Annotated in this window: 13 protein-coding genes; 11 read left to right on the plus strand and 2 right to left on the minus strand. The window is 71.8% G+C overall.

Going from position 1 to position 14,675, the window contains the following annotated elements; genetic code table 11:
• Positions 1–60: 60 nt before the first annotated feature.
• Positions 61–915, plus strand: coding sequence for an ATP phosphoribosyltransferase (gene hisG, locus ASE15_RS13275; protein WP_056651948.1), 855 nt, complete (start codon positions 61–63; stop codon positions 913–915).
• Between the two features lie 186 nt (positions 916–1,101).
• Here the strand turns inward: hisG and ASE15_RS13280 are convergent, their stop codons facing one another.
• The gene (locus ASE15_RS13280) at positions 1,102–1,635 is read right to left on the minus strand and encodes a GNAT family N-acetyltransferase (RefSeq protein ID WP_056763629.1); all 534 of its coding nucleotides are present in this window, start codon (positions 1,633–1,635) and stop codon (positions 1,102–1,104) included.
• 112 nt (positions 1,636–1,747) lie between these two features.
• On the opposite strand from ASE15_RS13280, the gene ASE15_RS13285 reads away from it, so the two are divergent.
• Positions 1,748–2,227 (plus strand): PH domain-containing protein, encoded by a 480-nt coding sequence (locus ASE15_RS13285; protein ID WP_056652307.1) that lies wholly within the window; start codon positions 1,748–1,750, stop codon positions 2,225–2,227.
• A 148-nt stretch (positions 2,228–2,375) separates the two neighbouring features.
• On the opposite strand, the gene ASE15_RS13290 is transcribed toward ASE15_RS13285, so the two are convergent.
• Positions 2,376–4,286 (minus strand): DEAD/DEAH box helicase, encoded by a 1,911-nt coding sequence (locus ASE15_RS13290; RefSeq protein ID WP_056763630.1) that lies wholly within the window; start codon positions 4,284–4,286, stop codon positions 2,376–2,378.
• Between the two features lie 472 nt (positions 4,287–4,758).
• Between ASE15_RS13290 and ASE15_RS13295 the strand changes: the two genes are divergently transcribed.
• From ASE15_RS13295 to ASE15_RS13335, 9 genes are all read left to right on the plus strand, one after another.
• Positions 4,759–5,364: a CDP-alcohol phosphatidyltransferase family protein gene (locus tag ASE15_RS13295; RefSeq protein WP_056651938.1), complete on the plus strand. Its 606-nt coding sequence runs from the start codon at positions 4,759–4,761 to the stop codon at positions 5,362–5,364.
• Positions 5,361–6,293, plus strand: a complete 933-nt coding sequence (locus ASE15_RS13300) for a DUF881 domain-containing protein (RefSeq protein ID WP_082608956.1) — start codon at positions 5,361–5,363, stop codon at positions 6,291–6,293. The genes ASE15_RS13295 and ASE15_RS13300 overlap by 4 nt, the downstream gene beginning before the upstream one ends.
• Positions 6,290–6,622 (plus strand): small basic family protein, encoded by a 333-nt coding sequence (locus ASE15_RS13305; protein ID WP_056651935.1) that lies wholly within the window; start codon positions 6,290–6,292, stop codon positions 6,620–6,622. Before ASE15_RS13300 ends, ASE15_RS13305 begins: the two co-directional genes overlap by 4 nt.
• An 8-nt stretch (positions 6,623–6,630) precedes the next feature.
• Entirely contained in the window at positions 6,631–7,968 is a 1,338-nt protein-coding gene (locus ASE15_RS13310) for a DUF881 domain-containing protein (RefSeq protein WP_056763631.1), read from the plus strand.
• 183 nt (positions 7,969–8,151) lie between these two features.
• Positions 8,152–8,643 carry an FHA domain-containing protein gene (locus ASE15_RS13315; RefSeq protein ID WP_056651929.1) on the plus strand — a complete coding sequence of 164 codons (492 nt, stop codon included), beginning with the start codon at positions 8,152–8,154 and terminating at the stop codon, positions 8,641–8,643.
• Between the two features lie 137 nt (positions 8,644–8,780).
• Positions 8,781–9,449, plus strand: coding sequence for a MerR family transcriptional regulator (locus ASE15_RS13320; protein WP_082608955.1), 669 nt, complete (start codon positions 8,781–8,783; stop codon positions 9,447–9,449).
• Positions 9,450–9,563: 114 nt separating this feature from the next.
• Positions 9,564–10,094, plus strand: coding sequence for a bifunctional nuclease family protein (locus tag ASE15_RS13325; protein WP_369800601.1), 531 nt, complete (start codon positions 9,564–9,566; stop codon positions 10,092–10,094).
• 208 nt (positions 10,095–10,302) lie between these two features.
• Positions 10,303–10,896: a MerR family transcriptional regulator gene (locus tag ASE15_RS13330; protein ID WP_056651927.1), complete on the plus strand. Its 594-nt coding sequence runs from the start codon at positions 10,303–10,305 to the stop codon at positions 10,894–10,896.
• 244 nt (positions 10,897–11,140) lie between these two features.
• Positions 11,141–14,539 carry a pyruvate carboxylase gene (locus ASE15_RS13335; protein WP_056763850.1) on the plus strand — a complete coding sequence of 1,133 codons (3,399 nt, stop codon included), beginning with the start codon at positions 11,141–11,143 and terminating at the stop codon, positions 14,537–14,539.
• Positions 14,540–14,675 lie beyond the last annotated feature (136 nt).

Here is a 14,675-nt window from a genome sequence, read left to right on the forward strand (position 1 = left end):
GGGTGATCGGTCGTCCTGACCGCCCCGTTCCCCGAACTCCCCAAGAAACGCGAGGATCTCGTGCTCCGCATCGCCGTTCCCAACAAGGGCTCCCTGTCCGAGCCCGCCGTCGACATGCTCCGCGAGGCCGGCTACCGCCAGCGCCGCGACACCCGTGAGCTCGTGCTCGCGGACCCGGACAACGACGTCGAGTTCTTCTTCCTGCGCCCGCGCGACATCGCGGTGTACGTGGGCACCGGCACGGTCGACGCCGGCATCACGGGCCGCGACCTGCTGCTCGACTCGGGGGCCGCGGCCGTCGAGCACATGCAGCTGGGCTTCGCGGGCTCCACGTTCCGCTACGCGGCCCCCGTGGGCACCATCAAATCCCTCGACCAGGTCGAGGGCCTGCGCGTGGCCACCTCCTACGAGGTCCTGGTGGAGAACCACCTGCGCGCCAACGGCGTCACGGCCTCGGTCGTGCACCTGGACGGCGCGGTCGAGTCCGCGGTCCAGCTCGGCATCGCCGACGTCGTCGCGGACGTCGTGTCCACGGGCACGACCCTGCGCGGGGCGGGCCTGGAGGTCTTCGGCGACCCGATCCTGAAGTCCGAGGCCGTCCTGATCCGCCCGGCCTCGGTGAGCGACGACGCGGTCTCCGCGGGCCTGGAGACGCTCACGCGCCGCCTGCTGGGCGTCCTCACGGCCCGTCAGTACGTCCTGATGGACTACGACGTGCCCGCACACCTCGTCGAGGCCGCGGTGGCCCTCACGCCCGGCCTGGAGTCCCCGACGGTCTCCCCGCTGCACGACCGCGACTGGGCGGCCGTGCGCGCCATGGTGCGCCGCGACCAGACGAACAAGCTCATGGACGCCCTCTACGAGGTCGGGGCGCGCGCGATCCTCGTGACCTCGATCCACGCCTGCCGCCTCTGAGGCCACGGGCCACCCTGCCCGGCGACCGTTGCCCGGTGCCTCGACGCGTCGTCCTCGCGCGGGGGTCACCGGGCATCGTCGTTCCCGGATACCCCCGCAGCCCCGGCCGGGCCTGGTGAGCGCCCGGGGCGCCCTGCGCACGAGCCGGTGAGAGCGCACGAGCGCGGGGTCCGCCCCCCGCGGCGCTCAGCGCCCCGGGCGCTCGTCGCTCGCCAGCACCTGGTACATGGCGTGGTCCTGCCAGCGGCCCGCGATCTGCAGGTAGCCCGGGGCCAGGCCGTACCGGGTGAACCCGTTGCGTTCGAGCACACGCTGCGAGGCGGTGTTGTGCACGAGGGTCTCGGCCTGCACACGGTGCAGACCCAGCGGCCCGAACGCGTGGTCGACCATCTCTCCCACGGCCGCGGTCGCCAGGCCCCGCCCGTTGTGCGCCTCGTCGACCCAGTAGCCCAGGGCGCACGAGCGCAGGGCTCCCCGCACGATCCCCGAGGCGATGATCCAGCCGACGACCCGCCCGTCCTCGGTCACCACGACCCGGGCCGCGACGCTCCCGGCACGTTCCTGCGCGAGCGCCGCGGCGACGCTCGCGTGCTGGCCCGCGAGCGTGAACCACTCCTCGGGGCGCTCGGGCTCGAACGGGGCGAGGAACTCCCGGTTGGTGCGCAGGAGGTCGGCCAGGGCCGAGGCGTCGTCGGGGTGCAGGGCACGGGTGGTGGGCACGCCCCATGGTCCCTCACCCGGCGGCCGCGTCCCGCGACGAGGTCACGGGGTGGACCGAGGCACCCGCGCGCCGGGCGTCGACCCGGCCTCGAGCACGGGGGAGGATGGAGGCGTGAGCAGCCACGTCGCACCGGCCGCCGGAGACCTGCCCGGCGACCCCTACGCCCCCTTCCGGCCCCGCTGGGGCACCGCGGTCGCCTACACGGCCGCGGTCGTGATCCTGGCCGGGTGCACGTTCGTCGCCCTGGTCGCCACCGGGCCAGGAACCGACTCGGGGTGGAACAAGGCCGCCACCATCGGCGTCGGGGCGTTCTGCGCGCTGATCCTGTGGCGCCTGGGACAGGTCCGGGCCACCGTGACCCCCGAACAGCTCACGGTCCACAACATCCTCTTCACCCGCCGCCTGGAATGGGCCGAGGTCCTCTCCGTGCGCTTCGGCCCCGGCGACCCCTGGGTGCGCCTGGACCTCTCCGACGGCAAGGCGCTCGCGGTCATGGGCATCCAGCGTGCGGACGGGGCGCGGCGCAGCGAGGAGCAGGCCGCCCGCCTCGCGGCCCTCGTCCAGGCCCTGGGCGAGGCGCCCGAGGACTGACGCGGCGCCGTCGGGCGTCCCGCAGCCCGGCCCCCGCTCCCGTGCGCACCGCCCCGGGTCCCGGGAACGCGTGAGGGCCCCCGGAACCTGACGGTTCCGGGGGCCCTCACGTCGTGCTCAGCGGCCCGAGGTCAGGCCGAGCGAGAGATCAGCGCTCACCCGTGCGGTAACGGGGAGCCTTGCGCTCGCCGCCACGCTCGGGACGCTCGTCGTAGCGACCGGCCGGGCCGTGGCCCGAGTAGCCGCCCGAACGGGGAGCGGAGCCACCGGCACGGGGGGCACGGCCACCCTGGGGCGCGCCCTGGTCGACCTGGATGCGCAGCGACTTGCCGGCGACTCGCGCCCGCGAGATGCGGTCGATCGTGGCCGAGTCGAGCGGCGTCGCGATGTCCACCAGCGAGAAGCTCGGGAAGATGTCGATCTTGCCGAGGTCCTTGCCGTTGAGGCCACCCTCGTTCGTCAGGGCCCCCACGATGCCCGACGGCTGGGCGCCGTGCGTGTGCCCGACGGCCAGGCGGTACCGGGTGCCCACGGCGTCGCGGCGGATGCCACGCTCGCCGCCACGGCCACCCTCACGCGGACCGCGGGAGTCACGGTCACCGTAGGGACGCGACTCGCGCTCACGGCGAGCGTTCTTGGCCTCGGCGCGCTGCGCCTCGAAGAGCTCCTGCTCCTCGCGGGCCTTGGGGCCGTCGTCGCCGACCGACAGGGCGACCAGCACGGCCGCCAGGTCGATGGGGTCCACGTCCGACTCGGCGACGTACGCCGCGACCAGGTCGCGGTACATCGACAGGCGACCGGCAGCCTGACGCTCGGCCACCTGACCCAGGATGCGGCGCGCCTTGTGCGCGGACACGTCCGCGGGGGAGGGCACGTCGACCTCCTCGAGCGTCGCGCGGATCGTCTTCTCGATGAACTTCAGACGGTTGCGCTCGCCCGGGGTCACGAAGCTCAGGGCCTCGCCCGTGCGCCCGGCACGGCCCGTACGACCGATGCGGTGCACGTACGCCTCGGGCTCGCCCGGCAGGTCGAAGTTCACGACCAGGCCGATGCGGTCCACGTCCAGGCCGCGCGCCGCGACGTCCGTCGCGACCAGCACGTCCAGGGCGCCCGAGCGCAGGCGCTCGACGATCTTCTCGCGGTCCTTCTGCGCCACGTCACCCGAGATCGTGGCCGCCGAGATGCCGCGCTCGACGAGAGCCGAACCGACCTCCTCGGCCGCACCACGGGTACGGGTGAAGACGATCGCCGCGTCGGCGTCCGAGGTCGCGAGCACCCGCACCAGGGCACCGGTCTTGTGACGGAACGGCACCACCGAGTACGTCTGACGCACCGACGTGACCGTCGAGGACTGACGCGTGACCGCGATCTCGACCGGGTCGTTCAGGTGCTGGGCGGCCACGCGACGGATCGGGGCCGGCATCGTCGCGGAGAACAGGGCGACCTGACGCTCACGCGGAGCCTGGCCGAAGATCTTCTCGACGTCCTCGGCGAAGCCCATGCGCAGCATCTCGTCGGCCTCGTCCAGGACCAGGTAACGGATGTCGTCCAGCACCAGGCTGCGACGCTCGAGGTGGTCCATCACGCGGCCAGGGGTCCCGACGACGATCTGGGCGCCACGCTGCAGCGCACGCTGCTGAGGCTGGTAGGGGGAGCCGCCGTAGACCGCGACGACCTCGATGCCCGGCACGTGCTTGGCGAACGACTCGATCGCCTCGGCGACCTGCATCGCGAGCTCACGCGTCGGAGCCAGGACCAGGCCCTGGACACGACCCAGGTTCGGGTCGATCGCAGCCAGCATCGGCAGACCGAACGCGGCCGTCTTGCCCGTACCGGTCTGGGCGACGCCCGTGATGTCACGCCCCGAGAGCAGTGCAGGGATCGCCCGCTCCTGGATGGCGGAAGGAATGGTGAAGCCCAGGTCCGTCACGGCCTGGAGGATGTTCGTGGGCAGACCGAGGTCCGCGAACGTGGGGCCCGACTGCTCGGCAGGAGCCGGCGCCTGGGCCGCCTCGACCTGGTCCTGGGCGTACGAGGGCGCAGAGGTGTCAAGAGACATAGAGATGTGTTCAACCGTTTCGCTGAGGGTGGGAGTTACGCGTGGTTGCCAAGTCGGCTCTCCACTGGCCGCACTCCCGAACACACACCGGTGACTCGCCCGCGCTAAGAAGCGGCGGGCCACACTCACACGAACACGCGGGAACAGCGACGAACTCCAGATTGTGCTGCCAGTCTACGCGACGCCCGTCCCCAGCAGGGGCTCGAGCCCGGTGACCTCCACCACAAGCCCCCGGAACGCCAACGGACGCAGACGAAACCAGCACACGCACAACGCCCCGCGCCCGCGCCGAGTTCCACATTGCCGTTGTCACACACACCACGTCCCACACAAAACATGCCAAACCCGGAAGAACACCCCGAGCAACACCGTAAATGCCCCACCACACCGCCCCCACGCCCCTAGGATGACCACCCGTAGGATGAAGACGGACAAGCGATGCGCAAGACGCAGTGAGCAACGGACGGTGGGCGTGGCAGCAGGGCAAGAGGTCAGCTCGCGCATCCTCACCATCCCCAACGCCATCAGCTTCCTCCGGCTCGCCCTCGTCCCCCTCTTCGCCGTCCTCATCGTCCGCGGCGACGACGCCTGGGCGCTCGCGGTCCTGGCCATCTCCGGGGCGTCGGACTGGCTCGACGGCGTCCTCGCACGCCGCCTGAACCAGGTCACCAAGCTCGGGCAGATGCTCGACCCGGCAGCCGACCGCCTCTTCATCTTCGTGACCCTCCTCGGCCTCGCCTGGCGCGACGTCGTGCCGCTGTGGCTCGTGCTCGTCATCGTGGCCAGGGACCTGACGCTGCTGGCTCTGCTGCCGGCGCTCACACGCCGCGGCTACGGCCCGCTGCCCGTGAGCTTCGTCGGCAAGGCTGCGACGTTCGCGCTGCTCTACGCCTTCCCTCTGCTCCTGCTCGCCGAGAGTCCCGGTGCCCTGGGGGCCACGGCCTCGATCATCGGCTGGGCGTTCACCTGGTGGGGAGTCGGTCTCTACTGGCTCGCCGGGTTCCAGTACGTCCGCCAGACCCGGCAGCTCCTCGCTCCCAGCCACCGCCCCGACCCTCAGGACACGGCCGCAGGATGACCCACGCACCTCGCAACGACGCGCCCGCTCCCCGCCGCCCCCCGCGGGTCGACGCCTCGATGACCTTGCTGACCGAGGTCATGGACCGCCCGCTCGACCCCGGCTACGCCGAGGCCGCCGCGCGCCGCGCGACCGGGCAGGAGCAGTCGAAGGGCCCTCGCACCTGGCTCCTGGTCGTGACGTTGGGCGTCCTGCTCGGCTTCGTCACGACGACGGCCACGGTCGACCTCAGGGCTCCCCAGGGGTCCGCGATCGCCGCCCGACAGGTCCTCGAGGACGAGATCACCGACCGCCGGGAGGCCGTCGACGACCTCGCCGCACGCGCCACGGCCCTCAGCGAGGAGACCGAGGCCCTCCAGACCCAGGCGCTCTCCGACATCGACCCCGCCCTCCTGGAGTCGCTCAAGGTCGACGGCGTGACGAACGGTTCGATCGCCGTGACGGGACCGGGGATCGTCGTGACGCTCAAGGACGCACCGGCGGGGCTCGGGGCGTCCGACGAGGACTCGTTCCAGAAGAAGGTCCAGGACATGGACCTCCAGCACGTCGTCAACGGCCTCTGGGCCTCGGGAGCAGAAGCGATCGCGATCAACGGGCAGCGTCTGACCCCGCTCAGCGCCGTGCGCAGCGCGGGCGAGGCGATCCTCGTGGACCTCCAGCCCCTGATCGGCCCGTACCGCGTCGAGGCGATCGGAGATCCCGACACCCTCGAGACCACGTTCGCCCGGTCGGCCGCGCAGGACTACCTGATGACCATCAGCCAGGCCTGGGGCATCCAGCAGAGCCGCGTCGCGCAGAGCAAGCTCTCGCTCCCCGGGAACGGGGTGCAACGCCTGTACTACGCGCACGCCGTAGACTCCACCGCAACCGGGGGCGACGAGCCCGCGGGCACCGACAGTTCACCCGCAGAGCAGGAGAGCACGGAATGATCGCAGTCGTCGGACTGGTCCTGGGCGTCGTGGCGGGGCTCGTGCTCCAGCCCACCGTGCCCGTAGCGCTCCAGCCCTACCTGCCCATCGCGGTGGTCGCCGCGCTCGACGCTCTCTTCGGCGGCCTGCGCGCCATGCTCGACGGGCTGTTCGACGACAAGGTCTTCCTCGTCTCGTTCCTGTCCAACGTCGTCGTCGCGGCGCTCATCGTCTTCCTCGGCGACCAGCTCGGCGTGGGCACGCAGCTCTCGACGGGCGTCGTGGTCGTCCTCGGCATCCGCATCTTCTCCAACGCCGCTGCCATCCGCCGGCACCTGTTCAAGGCGTAGGACCAGCGATGGCGAAGAACCCGACACCCGACGACGCGGCACTGCCCGAGGAGTCCCCGGTCGAGGAGACGACCCCGCAGGACGGCAGCGTGGCAGAGCCCGCCGAGCCCTTGCCCGCCACGGGCGAGGCCACGGACGCGGACGCCGCAGACGAGATCGAGCCCGACGTCCCCGCGGCCCCGGACGAGGTGCCCGTGCCCGTCGAGGCGTCCGAGCCGGTCGAGCCTGAGACGCCCGTCGCGGTCGTCGGCGCGTCCGACGTGCCGCAGGACGATGCTCGCGCAGACGTCGCGACCGACGACCCCGGCACGATCGGCCACCTGCCGGACCCCGCTCCGGCGACCCCGGCACCGGAGACGGCCGCCGAGGTCGTCGCGCAGGCCCCCGCAGGGCCGTCTGCCGACGCGGACCGCGGTGCCGACGAGGCGCTGGCGACCACCGGTGCCACCGAGGTGATCTCCGTCGCGCCCGGGACGACCAGCGCGCTCGCCGAGGCCGCAGCGCCGGGCGGGGGAGACGTCGTCGGGCAGGACGGCCCGGTCGAGCCGCAGCCCGCCCCGCGACCACGCCCGACGGCGCACGGTCGCCACGAGGCGGCCGCGTCGCCCTCTGCTGACGCTCCGGGAGGGTGGTCCAAGCTCGGGCACGCGATGCGTCCCCAGCTCACACGCTCCAAGCTGCTCGCAGGTCTGCTGTGCGCGCTGCTCGGGTTCGCGCTCGCCGTCCAGGTGAGTCAGACGCAGGAGCAGCAGCTCTCGTCGTTGCGGCAGAGCGACCTGGTGCGCCTCCTCGACGAGGTCACGCAGCGTGCGAACGAGCTCGAGGAGCGGGTCGCGACGCTCCAGTCGACGCGTGACGAGCTCAAGTCGGGGTCGGGGCAGCAGCAGGCGGCCCTCGAGCTGGCGCAGAAGCAGTCCGAGTCCCAGGGGATCCTCTCGGGCCGTCTGCCCGCCGAGGGCCCGGGGATCGAGCTGTCGATCGTCGAGCCCGGCCAGCCGCTCACGGCTCCCAAGATGTTCAACATCCTCGAGGAGCTGCGCAACGCGGGAGCCGAGGTCGTCGAGGTCAACGGCGTCCGCCTCGTCACGAGCAGCTACTTCGAGGACAGGGACGGCGGGATCGTCGTCGACGGCCAGAAGATCACCTCGCCCTACCGGTGGACCGTGATCGGCGACCCGTCGACGCTCGAGACGGCCCTCGAGATCCCTGGCGGGGCCATGGCCACGGTCCGGACCGCCGGCGCAGTGCCGACGATCACCCAGGAGGAGCTCGTGACGGTCTATGCGACGCGTGAGCCGCAGGCTCCGCGGTTCGCGACCCCGGTCCCCGCCGAGGACGGCAGCTGACCCTCGTCATGCCTCCTGACGTGCACGGATTCTTCTCTCGGACCCGTCGGTCGGGGTAGGTTGGTCGCGTTGGTGGGCATTCTCCGCCTCACCGCGTTCCCTGTACCCGGGGGACCGGTAGGTGTAGTAACTTCCCCCCAAGGTATTTTGCTCTGAATGCGTAAAAACTCCCGAGGAGGCGAGATGACCACTCCAGGTGAATCTGCGGAGCCGCGCCGGGGAGGCAGCGATACGACCGTCACGTTCGGACGAATCGAGCTTCCGATCGACGACGGCCTGCAGCCGGGCAGCCTCACTGCTGAGGAACAGACCGCCATCTCAGCCCTGCCGCGCCATTCTGCGCTGCTCGTCATGCAGCGGGGACCTGCCGTCGGCTCGCGCTTCCTGCTGGACGCCGACCGCGTCGTCGCAGGCCGCAGCGAGCACGCGGACATCTTCCTCGACGACGTCACGGTCTCGCGCAAGCACGCCGAGTTCGTGCGCGAGGGCGGACAGTTCGTCGTGCGTGACATCGGCTCCCTCAACGGGACCTACGTGAACCGCAACCGGGTGGACGCCGTGGGCCTGGTGACCGGTGACGAGGTCCAGATCGGCAAGTACCGCCTGACCTTCTACGCCAGCCCCGTCCTGGACGAGCCCGCGGGCCCGGTGGAAGGCGCGGCAGAGCACCCGTGAACCAACCGGCACGTTCCCCCTGGGGACACGAAGACCGGTTCGGCGGGGCCGATGCGCACGCCGCGCGGGCCCTGGCGGACCACGAGGTCGAGGACTCCACCGAGAGATGGCCTCACGGGATCTCTCGGCGCGCGACCATGCGCATCTCCGACGTGCTGCGAGCTCTTCGCGCGGAGTTCCCGGGAGTCAGCCATTCCAAGCTGCGCTTCCTCGAGGAGCAGGGACTGATCGATCCCGAGCGCACCCCGTCCGGCTACCGGCAGTACAGCCCGGCCGACGTCGAGCGTCTGCGGTACGTGCTGCTCGAGCAGCGCGACCGCTACCTCCCGCTCAAGGTCATCAAGGAGAACCTGGCCGCCCTCGACGAAGGCGAGGTCGTGGAGAATCCCGCGCCGCGTCTGGCGACGAGCGGGGGCGAGCCCGAGCGCGCGGTGACGCGGCAGAAGTACACCGTCGCGACGCTGGCCTCGACCGCAGAGGTCGACGTCTCGCTCGTCGAGGGGCTCATCTCCGCGGGAGTGCTTCGCCAGGCGCCCGGTGGGCAGCTGGACGCGTGGTCGCTCGAGGTCGTCCAGCTCGCGGCCGCGTTGTCCGAGTACGGGATCGAGCCGCGCCACCTGCGCCTCCTGCGCACGTCGGCCGATCGGCACGTCGGTCTGGTCGAGCAGGTCGTCGCACCGTGGCGCAGCCAGCAGAGCGCCTCGGCCCGCGCCCATGCGAGCACCCTGGCCGGTGAGGTCGGCGAGCTCTTCGCCAAGCTGCACACCGTCTGGGTCCGCCAGGGAGTGGGCGACCTCACGAACTGATCCACCGTTCACCAGCGCCCCCGGTACGTCCACACGTACCGGGGGCGCAGTGCGTCCGGGACGCAGCACGGTCCTGCTCCTGACGGAGCGGGCCGCGCGTCGTACGGTGGAGACGTGAGCGACAAGGTGCCGATGGTCCCCGTGGAGGTCCTCGGCGTGCGCCAGCAGCAGGGAGCAGGGCAGGAGATCGTCGTCCTCCTCCTCGACCCGGCGGCAGAGCTCGTGGTGCCGATCATCATCGGGCCGCGAGAGGCGAGCGCGATCGCGATGGCTCAGGCGCACCTCACGGCCCCGCGGCCCATGACCCACGACCTCCTGAGGAACGTCCTCGACGCGCTGCGTGTCGAGCTCACGCGCGTCGAGATCGTGGCGCTCGACGACGGGATCTTCTACGCCGAGATGGTCCTGGGGACCGGGGTGCGCGTCGACGCACGGGCGTCGGACGCGATCGCCGTCGCGGTGCGGACGGGGAGCCCCGTCCTGTGCTCGGCAGAGATCGTGGCGCTGGCCGGTGTCGAGCTCGTCGACGGCGAGCAACAGCGGGAGATGGAGCGTTTCCGCGACTTCTTGGACCACGTGACGCCGGAGGACTTCGGCCCTCCCGAGGAAGGGGAAACACCCGAAAGCCCTGAAAGGGACGCATGACTTTCAGGTACACCCTGAGACAATAGCCTCACAAACGTATATTCTGGACATTCAATCATGACGTGAGGTCGGGGGAAGCGGCCCCGGCGCGGGGGGAGTCCTCGAGGCCTCGAGGTCACCCGCGACACGCCCCTGCTTCAGGGGGTCAGTCGTTGACGGCCCACGGTCACGGGCCTAGCGTGGAGTCCACATCACCCTTGGAGGCACAGTGAACAGCAGCGGTGGAGCCAGCGCGGAGCCGGGTGCTCCCGTTCCCCATGCGGCACAGGGCCTGCTGTTCGGTGAGGACATCACCGAGCACGACACGAACACCGGGTACCGCGGGCCCACGGCCTGCCGGGTCGCCGGCATCACCTACCGACAGCTCGACTACTGGGCGCGCACCGGACTGGTCGAGCCGACCGTCCGCCCCGCCAGCGGCTCGGGGACGCACCGCCTCTACGGCTTCCGCGACATCCTCGTCCTCAAGATCGTCAAGCGACTCCTGGACACGGGTGTCTCCCTGCAGCAGATCCGCACGGCGGTCGACCACCTGCGCGAGCGCGGCGTCGAGGACCTCGCGCAGATCACGCTCATGAGCGACGGGGCGAGCGTCTACGAGTGCACGTCCCCGGACGAGGTCGTCGACCTCGTCCAAGGCGGGCAGGGCGTCTTCGGCATCGCTGTCGGCCGGGTCTGGCGCGAGGTCGAGGGCACGCTCAGCGAGATGCCCACCGAGTCGCTCGCGGACACCGACGACGCGCCCAGCGGTCCCACGCAGGACGAGCTGGCGCTGCGCCGTCGGGCACGGACCGCGGGCTGAACCCCGCTCCCGCACACCTTCCGCCGAGCCCCGCCCTGCCTCCGCAGGGCGGGGCTCGGCGCGTGTCGCAGGCCACATTCGCGGCCGCTCGCGGGGTTCTGTTGCCCGAACCGTGAAGAACCCGTGCGAAGATCGCCTGTGGGCGTCCCGGCTCGTGCCGGAGCGACGCCCGTGACGAGCGGGTGCGTGGACCTCTTCTCGCGACGGTCCCGGACCCGACCCACGATGACGGATGGGGTACTTGGTGTTCTCGAAAGTTCTGGTCGCCAACCGCGCGGAGATCGCGGTCCGGGCGTTTCGCGCAGCGTACGAGCTCGGCTCCCGGACGGTGGCCGTCTTCCCCTACGAGGACCGGAACTCCGAGCACCGGCTGAAGGCCGACGAGGCGTACCGGATCGGGGAGGAGGGCCACCCCGTCCGGGCCTACCTCGACATCGAGGAGATCGTGCGCGTCGCCAAGGACGCGGGCGCCGACGCGATCTACCCGGGCTACGGGTTCCTCTCGGAGAACCCCGACCTGGCACGCGCCTGCAAGGACGCGGGCATCGCGTTCGTGGGACCGCCCGCCGAGGTCCTCGAGCTCGCGGGCAACAAGGTCCGCGCGCTCAAGGCTGCCCGTGAGGCCGGGATCCCGGTCCTGGCGTCGAGCGAGCCCTCGTCGGACATCGACGAGCTCATCGCGGCCGCCGACGAGATCGGCTTCCCCATCTTCGCCAAGGCCGTCGCGGGTGGCGGCGGGCGCGGCATGCGCCGCGTCGACCGCCGCGAGGACCTGCCCGAGGCGCTGGCCGCCGCGATGCGTGAGGCGGACGGCGCGTTCGGTGACCCGACCATGTTCCTCGAGCAGGCAGTCCTGCGCCCGCGTCACATCGAGGTGCAGATCCTGGCCGACGGCCAGGGCAACGTCGTGCACCTCTACGAGCGTGACTGCTCGGTCCAGCGGCGCCACCAGAAGGTCATCGAGATCGCGCCCGCACCCAACCTGGACCCTGCGGTCCGCGAGGCGCTCTGCGCCGACGCCGTGAAGTTCGCGCGGTCGATCGGGTACCAGAACGCCGGGACGGTCGAGTTCCTGCTCGACACCGTGGGGGAGCGTGCGGGGCAGCACGTCTTCATCGAGATGAACCCCCGCATCCAGGTCGAGCACACCGTGACCGAGGAGGTCACGGACATCGACCTGGTCTCCTCGCAGATGCGCATCGCCGCGGGGGAGTCGCTCGAGGACCTCGGCATCCGCCAGGAGGACGTCCACGTCAACGGCGCGGCCCTCCAGTCGCGCATCACGACCGAGGACCCCGCGAACGGGTTCCGTCCCGACACGGGCCGGATCGTGGCCTACCGCTCGCCGGGCGGCGCCGGCGTACGGCTCGACGGCGCGACGGCGACCGCGGGGTCGGAGATCTCGGGCCACTTCGACTCGATGCTGGTCAAGCTCACGTGCCGCGGGAGGGACTACCCGACGGCCGTCCGGCGCGCACGACGCGCCCTCGCGGAGTTCCGCATCCGCGGCATCCGCACCAACATCCCGTTCCTGCAGGCCGTCCTGTCGGACGCCGAGTTCATCGCGGGCAACCTGTCGACGTCGTTCATCGACGAGCGCCCCGAGCTGCTCGCGGCGCGCGAGAGCGCGGACCGCGGGACCAAGCTCCTGAGCTACCTGGGTGACGTGACCGTCAACCGTCCGCACGGGACGGGCCCCGGCGGGATCGACCCCGCCGCCAAGCTCCCCGAGATCGACCTGTCGATCGCTCCCGTGCCGGGAAGCCGTCAGCAGCTCCTGGAGCTGGGCCCCGAGGGCTTCGCCCGTGCGCTGCGCGCCGAGACCGCGGTCAAGGTCACCGACACGACGTTCCGTGACGCGCACCAGTCGCTGCTCGCGACGCGCGTCCGCACGCACGACCTGGTCACGGTCGCCCCCTTCGTGGCCCGCATGACGCCGCAGCTCCTGTCGGTCGAGGCGTGGGGCGGGGCGACGTACGACGTCGCGCTGCGCTTCCTCGGCGAGGACCCGTGGGCCCGGCTCGCGGCGCTGCGCGAGGCCATGCCCAACGTCGCGCTGCAGATGCTCCTGCGTGGCCGCAACACGGTGGGCTACACGCCGTACCCCACCGAGGTGACCGAGGCGTTCGTCCGCGAGGCCGCGGCCACGGGCGTCGACATCTTCCGCATCTTCGACGCGCTCAACGACGTCGAGCAGATGCGGCCCGCTATCGACGCGGTGCGGGCGACGGGGACCGCGGTCGCCGAGGTCGCCCTGTGCTACACGGGCAACCTGCTCGACCCGGCCGAGTCCCTGTACACGCTGGACTACTACCTCGAGCTCGCCGACCGCATCGTCGACGCCGGGGCGCACGTCCTGGCGATCAAGGACATGGCCGGCCTGCTGCGTCCTGCGGCCGCGGCCCGGCTCGTGACGGCCCTGCGCGAGCGCTTCGACCTGCCCGTGCACCTGCACACGCACGACACCTCGGGCGGACAGATGGCGACCCTCATGGCCGCGGTCGCCGCGGGGGTCGACGCGGTCGACGTCGCGAGCGCCGCGATGGCCGGCACCACGAGCCAGCCGTCGATGTCCGCCCTGGTCGCAGGGCTCGAGCACACCGATCGCGACACGGGCCTCTCGCTGCGCGCGGTGTGCGACCTCGAGCCGTACTGGGAGGCCGTGCGCCGCCTCTACGCGCCGTTCGAGTCGGGGCTGTCGAGCCCGACCGGGCGCGTGTACGAGCACGAGATCCCGGGCGGGCAGCTCTCGAACCTGCGCCAGCAGGCCATCGCGCTCGGCCTGGGGGACCGGTTCGAGCAGATCGAGGCGACCTACGCCGCGGCCGACCGCATCCTCGGCCGGCTCGTCAAGGTGACGCCGTCCTCGAAGGTCGTGGGTGACCTGGCGCTGCAGCTCGTGGCGCGCGGCGCCGACCCGGTCGACTTCGCCGAGAACCCGCAGGACTTCGACATCCCGGACTCGGTCATCGCGTTCCTGGGCGGCGAGCTGGGCGACCCGCCCGGTGGGTGGCCCGAGCCGTTCCGCTCCAAGGCCCTCGCGGGCCGGGTCGTGCGCAACGCCGTCACGCCTCTGACCGTCGAGGACCAGGCGGACCTCGACGGCGACTCGGACGCGCGCCGCAACCGGCTCAACCACCTGCTCTTCGCTGGCCCGACCAAGGAGTACGAGGCGTCGCGTGCCGCGTTCGGTGACGTGTCGGTGCTGGGCACGCAGGCGTACCTGTACGGCCTGACGCCCGGCGAGGAGGTCGAGGTCTCTCTCGGCCGTGGCGTCAAGCTCCTGGTGGGGCTCGAGGCCGTCGGTGAGCCCGACGAGCGCGGGCGCCGGACGGTCATGTTCACCCTCAACGGCCAGCTGCGTCCGCTCCAGGTGCGCGACCGGTCGATCGAGGTCGACTCGTCGCTCGCCGAGAAGGCCGACCCCGGAGCGCCGGGGCAGATCGCGGCGCCGTTCGCGGGGGCGGTGACTCCCGTGGTCCACGAGGGCGAGGTGGTCGAGGCAGGCCAGACCGTCGCGACGGTCGAGGCCATGAAGATGGAGGCCGCGATCACGACGCCCGTCGGGGGCACGGTGCAGCGCGTCGCGATCGGCGCGGTCCAGCAGCTCGAGGGCGGGGACCTGGTCCTGGTCGTCGTCTGACACCGGTGATCCACTGCCCGCGGGCCGGGTCGGCAGCGACAGGCTGCTGACCCGGCCCGCGTCGTCGTCGGGGAGAGGCGCATGCCCGACGACGGAGCTCCCGCGGGTGCGGGGGCGCGGCCGGACACGTCGGAGC

It is taken from the genome of Oerskovia sp. Root22, from assembly GCF_001429135.1.
GTDB lineage: Bacteria > Actinomycetota > Actinomycetes > Actinomycetales > Cellulomonadaceae > Oerskovia > Oerskovia enterophila.

Coding starts and splice junctions, on each gene's coding strand:
- ASE15_RS13290 (WP_056763630.1), bottom strand. CDS start 4,286: ATGTCTCTTGACACCTCTGCGCCCTCGTACGCCCAGGACCAGGTCGAG.
- ASE15_RS13300 (WP_082608956.1), top strand. CDS start 5,361: ATGACCCACGCACCTCGCAACGACGCGCCCGCTCCCCGCCGCCCCCCG.
- ASE15_RS13305 (WP_056651935.1), top strand. CDS start 6,290: ATGATCGCAGTCGTCGGACTGGTCCTGGGCGTCGTGGCGGGGCTCGTG.
- ASE15_RS13310 (WP_056763631.1), top strand. CDS start 6,631: ATGGCGAAGAACCCGACACCCGACGACGCGGCACTGCCCGAGGAGTCC.
- ASE15_RS13315 (WP_056651929.1), top strand. CDS start 8,152: ATGACCACTCCAGGTGAATCTGCGGAGCCGCGCCGGGGAGGCAGCGAT.
- ASE15_RS13320 (WP_082608955.1), top strand. CDS start 8,781: ATGCGCATCTCCGACGTGCTGCGAGCTCTTCGCGCGGAGTTCCCGGGA.